This window comes from uncultured Capnocytophaga sp. (assembly GCF_938029845.1).
Taxonomy (GTDB): domain Bacteria; phylum Bacteroidota; class Bacteroidia; order Flavobacteriales; family Flavobacteriaceae; genus Capnocytophaga.
Genome location: NZ_CALHGG010000017.1, coordinates 1 through 3,595, shown reverse-complemented (window position 1 = coordinate 3,595; position 3,595 = coordinate 1). Strand labels below are relative to the sequence as shown.

Here is a 3,595-nt window from a genome sequence, read left to right as displayed (position 1 = left end):
AATGTTTACTTTCCTTCTTAGGCTTTATATGCTTCTCATCTATTGTTTTTTCTCAGCAGGAGAAAAAACAGGATAGTTTGCAAATCATCTCAAAGAACCCCAAAGAAGCTGTTACTATCAATTGCAAGATAGTACAAGGACATAAAAAGCTCAAAGGGAGGCGTTTTGCAAGTGCACAACCTTTGTATTTACGAACCAATAAGGACACACTCTCTTATGGAGTATTCCAATTTGGACGTAGAGGAGAGCGACTATTCTTGTATGTCAAATTGTTAGAAGAGTCTGTTTGCTTAAAGAAAGAAAAAAACTTTGATGTTTTTTTCTCTACAGGCGAGCGCATTACACTCAAAAACCAATTTCCAATTAACTGTGAAGGAAATTTTGCTCATAAACTGAGTAGTAAAGAGATAGATGAGATTGTTTTTAAGGAAATAACAAAAATCACTATTTATACCTATCATAAGAACTATGAGTTTTTGATAAGCCCTAAGCAGGACAATGAAATTACCAACCTGATACAATGCCTAAGAAGGTATAAGCAGCTGAACTGATAGGAATAAACAAACATAAAATACAAAAACAACACTATGCCACTACCTGAAGTAAAACTAACACTGCGATATGAAGACCGCTATCTGTCAGAAAAATGGAATGATAGAGATGCCGATAAGGTAGTGGTGCGTACCGATACCCATTTTCAAAAACACACCATCAGTCTCCTCATTTCAGAACAACCCATAGGAAGTGTTCAACTAAAAATAGACGACCATTGGGTAGAACTTCCTACCTACAAACTTACCGTTACAGACGACAAAACTGAAGAAATAAAAACTTTTCAGGTCACTCGTGACTTCCTTACCTTTAAAAAAGAAACTATCCAAAAAAGTATTTTTTCATTCTTAGGTATTAAACGTTTTGACAAAACTACTTTCTTGTATGAAAACATAGCCTTTGAACCTGAAAAAGACAACATAGAGAGTTTCGAACTATCTGGTTATCGCAAATTGTCCAACGATTCTTTGTCCTATCAGTTTCAAAGTGGAGATAAGAAACTCCTTATCTATGCAGGGAGCTTAGAAAACTTTACAAAACCTACAGATATAGATAGTTACTTTATTATTGTAGACAAAAATGAAGGACAAAGTTTTATAGGAGATATTTCCTATCGAGAAAAGATGCTAAAGCTTACCCCAAAAGTAATGCTACAAGTTGTCAAACGAACAAAAATAGCCAAAGAATTCTCTTTTGATAACAAAGGAAAAGTTCAAAAACTCATTTATTTGTAAATTATTAGAAAAGTTACACTAAACACTTACAATTCATATTTATGAAAGGGATATATTACAAACTCCCCATTGATTTTGAAGGCTTGATGAAAAAGCAAGACCTTGCTAAAATAGCTTTAGAAGATTCTATCTCTCAATCTATTTACACCCTAATAACCACCACTTTTGGGGAATGTAAGTTTGATGAGACCTATGGTTGTGAACTGTGGGACTCGGATTTTGATCTACTCAAGAGTGATAATGAACTAAAAGCCTTTGTGGCACAAAGTCTAAAGAATAGTATTGCACAACATGAAAAACGTATTACAACACAAGATATAGAAGTAACTATTACAGAGCAAGATTTGGGGAACTTAGAAAAGAAACGAATAAAGAAAAAAGTATTAGTCTCTATAAAAGCAATTGTTTTAGAGACCAATCGTCCTTATACTTTCAAAAACTCGTTTTTTGTAAGTCCTTTGTCTTATTGATTTTTTTATATTGACTTTTCAAACCTTTGAAAAATATAAGAAATACTGAACCATGAAACAAGATCAGATAAAAAATAGAATGCTAAAAAGAGCTTCAAAAATGTGGGGCTATAGTGAATTAGAATCAGAAAGCGCTTTTGACCCAGTTTTAGAGCTTATTCTTTCAGCTTGTGCATCAGAACTCGAAAAGTTACACTTTGAACAAGAAAATTCTCGTACAAGGATTACTGAGCGTATTCTTGAGGTAATTTTTCCAGATGAAGTTACCGGTATCACTCCATCTCAGACACTTCTGCAACTTACTCCAGTAGAAAATAATGTGCAAATATCACGATATAATCATTTTAAGGCTGTTAAACGGATACAGAATTTATATAGCCCTACTGAGGTAAAAACAATGAATATCTTTTTCAGCCCTACTTTAGAAATGAAACTCACTACTGCTCAGGTAAAATATTTAGTTTTTGGCAATAAAATACTGCAACAAGAAAGTTTTTTTTACCAAGAAGAGGTAGACCAATCAGATAGAAACATCCCTTCTGGAGAGTTTTGGGTGGGACTACACGCCCCAGAGGTAGAAAAATTAGAGGATTTATGTTTTTATATAGATATAAATAACAAGGAACAAAAGGAGTTTTTCAATTATTACTTGCAGCAAGTAAAAGTGTTCTGTGGAGATAAAGAATATGAATTAGTAGAAGGATACAATATACCTACAAACAATCTAGAATACGAAGAGGTAATTTCTAAGAATTATGCTGGAATAGATGCTATCTACAATGAGGTGAATCAATTTTATCAAGGAAATTTTTTTACTTTAAAAGGAAGTATTTGTCCTAAAAAGGAAGAAGATGGAGATACTAACATAGTTTCTTTTATAGAGAATTACTTTTTTAACGATCGTATTGCTACTGAAAAAGATATTGTTTGGTTATGCTTTAAATTCTACGAGGTTATTACTCCAAAGGTATTAGAGAATGTACGCATTGCTCTAAACTGTATCCCCGTTGTCAATATGTACAACACTAAAAAGACCAAACGCATAAAAGGGCAGCTAACTATTTATCCTATCATTGGTGATAATACCTTTTTAGATATAGATTACATTTCTGATGATGATGGAAGGAGATATGAGGTAAAGGATTACCAAGAAAGTACGGATGACAATGTTTCTTTTGTTTTAAGGCGTGGAGGTGTAGCTCGTTTTGATGAACAAAATGCTTTAGGTCAATTACAGCATACATTAAGATTGATAAGAGATGAAACAGCCTCTTTTTCAGCTATAGGAAATGACTTCGCTATTGATGCAGAACTAAGACAGATAGGTCAAAATTTGGCTTCTATTTACCAAAATATAAACAAACGAAATCTTTCATTGAATACAAATCCTTTTCTAATTATTTCCTCAATGAATAGAGAATTAGATAAGAGTTTTACTTTTTCCTATTGGCATACAGCAGGAGAAGAGGGAAATGATATAAAAACGGGAGTTTCATTAGAGTGTGATAAAAGTAATAAAACAGCTATTAAAAGTGCTATTACTATAAGACCTTCTTTTGGGGGGCGACGAGGACTCACTACATTTGATAAGATTTTAGAATATCGTAGCACCTTACTCTCACGAGGTAGGATTGTTACCATTGCCGATGTAAAAACCTTTGCTAAAAGCCATTTCAAACATACGATCAAAGGATTGGAAGTACAAAAAGGTACTAAAAAAGATGTCTCTCTCAAAGGGGGGTTCAAAAGAACTATAGATATTTACCTAAATAAAAACAAAGAGGTAGAAGTAAGTGAAACAGAATGGGAATACTTAAAGGATAGTTTCTTGATTAAGTT

General features: G+C 33.1%; 4 protein-coding genes. All 4 read left to right on the top strand.

Going from position 1 to position 3,595, the window contains the following annotated elements:
• The coding region (locus tag Q0625_RS01075) for a hypothetical protein (protein WP_298823059.1) at positions 1-551 on the top strand (551 nt) is incomplete at its 5' end.
• A 36-nt stretch (positions 552-587) separates the two neighbouring features.
• Entirely contained in the window at positions 588-1,286 is a 699-nt protein-coding gene (locus Q0625_RS01070; RefSeq protein WP_298823058.1) for a hypothetical protein, read from the top strand.
• A 41-nt stretch (positions 1,287-1,327) separates the two neighbouring features.
• Positions 1,328-1,756, top strand: coding sequence for a GPW/gp25 family protein (locus Q0625_RS01065; protein WP_095900525.1), 429 nt, complete (start codon positions 1,328-1,330; stop codon positions 1,754-1,756).
• 52 nt (positions 1,757-1,808) lie between these two features.
• Positions 1,809-3,595, top strand: a 1,787-nt coding sequence (locus tag Q0625_RS01060; RefSeq protein ID WP_298823057.1) for a type VI secretion system baseplate subunit TssF, incomplete at its 3' end; no start/stop codon positions are given.

Coding starts and splice junctions, on each gene's coding strand:
- Q0625_RS01070 (WP_298823058.1), top strand. CDS start 588: ATGCCACTACCTGAAGTAAAACTAACACTGCGATATGAAGACCGCTAT.
- Q0625_RS01065 (WP_095900525.1), top strand. CDS start 1,328: ATGAAAGGGATATATTACAAACTCCCCATTGATTTTGAAGGCTTGATG.